We start from the raw sequence: 8,080 nt of genomic DNA, 5'->3' as shown, positions 1-8,080 counted from the left end.
AATCCAGCTGTCCCATGAGTAGGTCCGGCGTCGTTGCGAACGCCGTCAACACTCGAACGATGCGCTCGACGATCGATTCGACCTCCGTCGAATCGAACAGTTCGGGTAAGTATTTTGCTTCGATGTGCAGTTGTTCGTTCGCCATGGCGACCAGTGTCAGCGGGTACTGAGCGGTATCGCTGCCGTCCAGAATGTTCTGTACCCGCATACCCGCGATGTCGGTGTCATCGGAGAGTCCTGCCCGATCGACCGGGTAGGACTCGAACACGGTGAGCGTGTCGAATGCGACTGCCGGTCCGACCGCACGCTGGATCTCGGTCAAACCGAGATAGTGATGGTCCAACAGGCCAGCCTGTTCCGACTGGAGTCTGGCGATGAACTCGCCCAACGTCTCCCGTGGATCGAGTGTGACGCGAACCGGCAATGTGTTGATGAACAACCCGATCATCGATTCGATGTCGTTGATCTCGGGCGGTCGACCGGACACCGTCGCACCGAACAATACGTCGCGGCGTCCTGTCAGCGTGCCGAGGACAGTTCCCCACGCGGCCTGGACGAGAGTGTTGACCGTGACCCCGCGCTCGCGGGCCACCCCGCGCAGTCGATCGGTGTCCGCGGCTGACAGTGATGTCAGTACACGTGCTGCGAGCGTCGACTCCTGCCGACGACTTTCGATCGGTGTCAGCAACGTTGGTTCGGACAGCCCGGACAACGCGTCGCTCCACGCAGACCGCGCGCTCGCTGAATCGCGGTGACTCATCCATTTCAAATAATCGCGGTATGCAGGTACGCGGGGCAATATCGAGTCGTCACCGTCCGTTGCGTACAACGTCAGCAGTTCGCGGATGAGCAGCGGCGTCGACCAACCGTCGATAAGGATGTGGTGATTGGTCATGACCACTCGCCACTCGCCCGGATGGACGTCGATGAGCGTGAACCGCAGGAGCGGCGCCTCGGCCATGTTGAAGCGCGTCGCGCGATCGGTGGCCATGATGCGTTCGAGTTCGATCTGCGCCGCGGACTCGTCCAGTCCAGTGAGGTCGAATTCGTTCCATGGCACCTCGACGTCACGTTCGACGATCTGTACGGAATCGCCTTCCATGTTGTGCACGAAGGCAGTCCGCAGGTTTGCATGCCGGTCGAGAAGTCGCTGAGCGGCCGTCCGGAAACGCGTCCGATCCAGTGTTCCACCCAGCTCCAACACCAACTGGACGATGTAGGCATCGACGGACTGGTCCGACAACTCGGCATGGAACAACAGCCCGGATTGGAGCGGTGACATGGACCAGATGTCCACGAGCTTCGGATACCTGGACTCGATGTCGTCGATGGCCGCTTGATCGAGCTGCACCAAGTCGAGATCCGACGGGGTGAACCCACCGGCGTCTACACTGCGTGCGTGCCGTGCCAGACCGGTCAAAGCCCGCACCCATAGCGCGGTCAGTTCCTCGACATCTTCGGAATCGAGCACGCCCGACGGAAAAGCGAAGGTGGCTTCGAGAACTGGGCCTGCCTCACCGGTCGTGGTCACCGCGTTGATGTCCAGTACCGCTGCTACCGGAAGATCCGAGTTCTGGACGTCGCCGATGTCCGCGTCGTCGACAGGTAGCCAACCCACGTCACCGAGGTTGTCCGGGATGCCCGCGCTGTAGCGACCGAGATAGTTGAAGCTGATCTGAGGACTGGGGTGTGCGGCGAGCGTCTCCCGTAACTGCTCATCGAGGTAGCGAAGCATGCCGTAACCGATACCGTGATCCGGTACCGCCAACAGGCGTTCCTTGACCGATTTGATCAGGCTTCCGGCGGATACTCCACCGTCCAAGGCATCGTCGATGTCTTTGCCGGATAGGTCGATTCGAACTGGGAAGATGGTGGTGAACCATCCAAGAGTTCGCCCTAGATCGGCACCGGGCACCACGTGATCTTCACGTCCGTGGCCTTCGAGGCTGACGAAGACCTCGCCGTCCACTACCTCGCCGTCCACTCCGCCTCGAGTACGGCGCCAGGCTGCGATTGCCAGCGCCAGTCCGGCCATCAATCCGTCGTTGACACTGCCATGGAAGACGTCGGGGATCGTGGTGAGTAGATCCTCGGTGACCGCTGCGGAGAGCTCGACGTCGATTCGCTCCACCGTGTCGTACACATCGACTGCCGGATCGAGTGGACGAGATCCGATCAACTGATCGGGACCGTCCAGCACCTGTTGCCACAGATCGAGTTCGCTGCGGCGATCGACAGCTTCATCTCGGAGCCCGTGGGCCCATCGGCGCATCGACGTTCCCACCGGCGCGAGTACGGGCTCTTGGCCGGCAACTACTTGCGACCAGGCAGATGCCAAGTCCGGCACCAGAATTCGCCAGGACACACCGTCGACTACGAGGTGGTGGGCGACGATCAGTAACCGGGAGGGCTGTGAGCCCGCGTCGAACCACACCAACTGCAGCATCGACCCCGCGGCCGGATCCAACCGGCCCGCAGCGCGCTCGAGTTCGGCCGACGCCAAAGTCGAGAATTCGCGACCCGAAGCCGATTCGACTCCTACGCGGTGGATGATCTCGGCGGCAGCGACCGCCCCTGCCGGACGAACGTCCATCGCCCATTCGTCTTCTTCGTGCTGCAGGCGAGCGCGAAGCATGTCGTGGTGATCCAGGACGGATTGCACTGTGCGCTCGAGCACCGATTGGTCGATCCCCGGTGGCAGGGTGAGCAGTGCGGTCTGCGTATGACGATCGAACAGTGAAGTCCGCTCGATCATCCAGGACACGATCGGTGTCAGCGGTACGTCGCCGACTCCGCCGCCTGGAAGTTCCTCCAAGATCGCGGCGTCCGCATCATCCACCGACAGTGCTACCTCAGCCAGCCCAGCGACGGTCTTGCGTTCGAAGACATCGCGTGGTGACAGAACGAAGCCCGCCGCTTTTGCGCGCGAGACAAGTTGAATCGACATGATGCTGTCACCACCGAGGGCGAAGAACGAGTCGTCGACACCGACATGATCGAGCCGCAACACTTCCGCGAAGAGGCCGGCCAGCATTTTCTCGACCGGAGTGTTCGCGTCGCGGCCGGACTCGGGCCTGTTGTCGAACGTCGGGTCCGGTAGTGCTCGGCGATCGAGCTTGCCGGCAGGGGTCAACGGAATGGCGTCGAGTTCGACGAATGCCGTCGGAACCATGTGAGCGGGCAACGCTGCCGCAACGTGCTCACGCAGAGCACGGACGTCGAACCTGGCATCGGCTGTCGGCAGGACATAAGCAACGAGAATGGTGTTTCCTGCGGGACCGGTAGTGCCGACAGTCGTCACGAAGTCCACGGACGGATGCGCAGCGAGCACACTGTCGATCTCGCCGAGTTCGATGCGGAAACCTCGGACCTTGACCTGTGAATCACTGCGCCCGACGAACTCCAACGCACCTTCGCGGTTCCAGCGAACGATGTCACCGGTGCGATACATGCGCGAACCAGCCTCGTCGAACGGGTTCGCGACGAACCGCTCGGCGGTCAGCCCGAGACGTCCGTGATATCCGCGGGCAAGAGCTGGGCCGGCGAGGTAGAGCTCACCCGGCACCCCGACGGGGACCGGATTCAACCGCTCGTCGAGTACGACCTCGACGAAACCTATTGTCGGCGAGCCGATGTCGACGGGCGAACCCGGGGACATGCTGGTGCTGATCGAGGAGAAGATAGTCGCCTCGGTAGGTCCGTAAGCATTGAACATCGACCGCCCCGGTGCCCACCGAGCAACCAATTCCGGAGGACAGCTGTCGCCACCGGTAGCGATGACCTCGAGCCGGCTCAGACCGACAGGGTCCACGGATGCAAGTGCTGCGGGTGTGACGAACGCATGGGTGACCTGCTGCTCCGCGAGCAGCCGGCTCAGATCGGGCCCGCCGTACATCGCCGGGGGTGCGATCACCATGGTGGCGGCGCCGCCGAAGGCCAACATGAATTCGAGAATCGAGGCATCGAAACTCGGGCTGGCGAACGCCAGAGTGCGCGAAGCCGCAGTCACCCGGAATCGGGTGCGTTCCTCCTCGGCCAAGTTGGACAGCCCCCGGTGAGTGACAACGACGCCCTTCGGAACACCCGTCGAACCCGAGGTGTAGATCAGGTAGGCGGCGTCGTCGAGTCGCAGCGGCCGAAGGCGATCGACGTCGTCGACAGCCTCGCCCGAGTGCTCGGCGATGGTGACCGCTTGGTCGGCGTCGTCGAGCAACACCCAGGTCGTCGCCGAGAGTCCCTGGAGTTGCAGCGCGTCTGCCGACGTGGTGAGACCGATAACGGCTCCCGAGTCGGTCAGCATGTGTTCGATACGGTCGGCTGGGTACGTCGGATCGACTGGGAGGAACGCCGCGCCTGCCTTGGTCACAGCCCATAGTGCGACGACGGTTTCCGCCGAACGCGGCATGGCCAGTGCAACAACTGTGCCGGGACCTGCGCCGAAGCCGACCAACGCGCGGGCCAGCTGCGACGAGCGAACATCGAGTTCCCCGTAGCTGACGACCGCGTCTTCGAACCACAGTGCGTCGGCTGCAGCACCCGCTGCAGTGACCGCAGCCGTCAAAATGTCCGGCAGCAGACGAGCGTCGTCACCCTGCGCACCACGGACAGGCGCCAGCGCACCTCGCTCGGCGGCAGACAGCACATCTATGTCCCCGACAACGACGTTCGGCTGGGTGGTGACGGCCTCGAGGATCACCTGTAGCCGGGTCGCGAACGCCGCTACCGTCGACTCGTCGAACAGATCGCTCGCGTAACGGAACGACGCTTCGATGCCCGCTTGAAGACCGGAATCATCGAAGGTCTCCGAAATCGTCAACTGCAGGTCGAAGTTTGCTATTTCATTGGCGAGCTCGACGCCCTCGATCTCGAGGCCGGGCAGGGTGATGGTCGGTCGGTCGGTGTGCTGGAACTCGAGCATGACCTGAAAGAGAGGCGTGTACGAGCCCGATCGAACCGGATCGAGCGCGTCCACGACACGCTCGAATGGTATGTCGGAGTGCGTGAAAGCGGTCAGGTCGGCAGTACGGACCGCGTTCAACACAGTGTCGAAGGATGCCGACCGGTCCAGCTCGGTACGTAGTACGAGTGTGTTGACGAACATGCCGACGAGGTCGTCCAGTGCGGCGTCACCGCGCCCAGAGATCGGTGTACCGACCGAAATATCTTCGGAGGCAGACAGAGTCGACAGCAGTACCACCAAGGATGCGTGAACGATCATGAAGACACTGGAGTCGCGGGAGGCTGCCAACTCGGCCATCCTACGATGGAGCTCGCCGTCCAAATCGAAATCGACTTGCGCTCCTCGGAACGACGCCTCGGCCGGGCGGGGCCGGTCGTACGGGAGCGGGAGGATCTCAGGGGCCCCGGACAACGTGTCGACCCAGAAAGAGAGCTGAGTCGACATCAGTGATGCCGGATCGGACTCCGAACCCAGGAACTCGCGCTGCCATAGCGAATAGTCCGCGTACTGAACGGGTAGCGGTGCCGGGGTGGGGGCATCGCCACCAGCACGAGCGCTGTACGCGACGATGAGGTCACGGGCCAGAGGAGCCGTGGAGAAGCCGTCGGACGAGATGTGGTGGACGACGAATGCGAGAACGTGCTCGTCCCTGCCGACTTCGATCAATCGGGCACGAATGGGAACGGACCTGGAAACGTCGAAACCGGTGGCTGCGATCTCGGCGACCAACTCGGCCACGTGCGCTGACGAATGCGCGAGGACAGGAGTCAGGTCGGGTTGAGCCTGGCGAGATTCGAGAATTGATTGGACAGGCCCGTCGTCGGTCAAGGGAAAGACCGTGCGCAAGGACTCGTGCCGGTCGATCACATCACCGATCGCGCTGCGCAGCGCGTCGACATCGAGGGTTCCGGTCATCCGCATCGCGAAGGCAACGTTGTATGCGGCAGAGGACGTGTCGTATTGGTTGATGAACCACATTCGCTGTTGCGCGAGCGACACCGGGATGGATTCTGGGCGCACTACCGACGTCAAGGCCGGGCGTGCATCGGTCCGGTATCCATGGGACTCGGCGGTCTCGGCCAAAGCTCGGACTGTCGGCCCGTCGAACAGATCGCGCACTGTCAATGTCGAACCGAGAGCAGAGTTGACGCGTGCCACCAGACGCATGGCTACCAGCGAGTTGCCACCCACTTCGAAAAAGTTCTGGGTGACTCCGAGCTGGGAGAGACCGAGAAGATCGGCGAACTCTGCAGCAATGATCTCCTCGACCGGGTTCTGCGGGCTGACCAGCTCGACATCAGCAGTTCCGAATTCCGGCTCCGGAAGCATCTTTCGATCGAGCTTTCCGCTCGCATTCAGAGGGAACTCGTCGAGTTCGATGAAGAGAGAGGGAACCATGTAGGCGGGTAACGACTCCGCCAGCGCTGCGCTCAGTTCGGCGCCGTCGATGACTCGCCCGCGTGCAGCGACCACGTAGGCAACCAGAACCTCGCCGGTTGCTTCGTTGTTGTGGACGATCGCGACTGCCTGGGCAACGGACTCGTGGCGCAGCACAGCAGCTTCGATTTCCGGCAGCTCGATACGCAGACCACGGAGCTTGACCTGGAAATCGGTACGACCGATGTATTCGAGGTTGCCGTCGGCGCGCCATCGTACGAGGTCCCCGGTGCGGTATATCCGAGCACCTGGCCCGCCGAAGGGATCGGCGATGAACCGATCCGCGGTGAGATCCCCGCGTCCGACGTATCCGCGAGCAAGCTGAATACCGGCGAGGTAGAGCTCACCGGGGGCACCGATGGGAGCCGGCTTCAGGGACGCATCGAGGACGTAGACCCGCGTGTTCCACACCGGTGCCCCAATCGGGACAACGGTGGGATCTGTTGCGGCGCAGTGGTAGGCAGTGACGTCGACTGCAGCCTCGGTGGGGCCGTACAGGTTGTGTAGATCCGCATCGGAGAAGTCTGTGAACACGCCGACGGTTGCCGGCGGCAACGCCTCCCCGCTACAGAACACCAGCCGCAACGACACGCAGTCGTCGGAATGTGCACCATCGGTGAACACAGCCAGCATCGACGGAACGAAGTGCACCGTGGTGATGCGCTCACGGAGAATCAAACGCGAAAGGTATTCCGGGTCGCGGTGCCCATCCGGTTCGGCGATGACGAGCTTCGCGCCGATCTGAAGAGCCCAGAAGAACTCCCACACCGACACGTCGAAGGTTGCGGGAGTTTTCTGCAGCACATTGTCCGACGGCTCGAGGCTGTATTCGTTCTGCATCCACAGCAGGCGGTTGACGATTGCTTCATGGCTGACCGCAACACCCTTCGGGCGCCCGGTGGACCCCGAGGTGTAGATGACATAGGCGGTGTTTCGTCCGCTGATCGCACTGTGACGCTCAGCGTCCGTCACAGTGCCGGTAGCCCGGTCCGAGACGTCGATCAAATCCACGGCGAGCACTGGAGTGGCCACAGGGACATTGATCCAGTCCCGACTGGTGGTCAGGATGCAGACCGGATCAGCACTGTCGATGACATACGCCGATCGATCGGTCGGGTGGTCCGGATCTATCGGGACGTAGGCACCGCCTGCCTTGACGATTGCGTACATTCCCACAAGCAGATCGATCGAGCGCCGAATAGCGAGCCCGACGTGGGTTTCCGGACCCACGCCGAGTGAAATCAAGTGACGTGCAAGCTGATTGGAGCGGTCGTCGAACTCGCGGTAGGTCACGTGTTCGTCCTCGAAAACCAAAGCTATCGAGTACGGGCTCCGGGCCACCTGCAGATCGAACAAGGTATTGAGCGTCGGATCCGAACCGACCGTCGCCGGCAGGACGTGATCGGTTGCATTCCAATCTTCCAGAACGGTCTCACGCTCGCGTCGCGACAGGATCTCGACATCGCGGAGCGGGACGGTCGGAGACTCGCATATCGAACGCAGCAATCTGAGGAATCGATCCACGAAGTTGTCGATGGTAGATGCATCGAACAGTTCGGTGGCATACGTGAATGCTGCTGGGAGCGAACCTGATTCCGTTGCGACTTCATCGACCCGCAGCTGTAGATCGAACTTGGTCGTTCCGGTCGACAATTCCTCGAACGCGACGGCGAGGCCGGGCAA

General features: G+C 62.2%; 1 protein-coding gene. It reads right to left on the bottom strand.

Features of this window, described 5'->3' with window-relative positions:
• Positions 1-8,080: non-ribosomal peptide synthetase (locus H2510_RS20480; protein ID WP_186630117.1), on the bottom strand; the 8,080-nt coding region annotated here is incomplete at both ends.

Origin of the sequence: Rhodococcus sp. BP22 (assembly GCF_014281965.1) — a bacterium.
Taxonomy (GTDB): Bacteria; Actinomycetota; Actinomycetes; order Mycobacteriales; family Mycobacteriaceae; genus Rhodococcoides.
The sequence above is the reverse complement of the archived record's forward strand: the minus strand, read 5'-3'. Positions and strand labels throughout refer to the sequence as shown.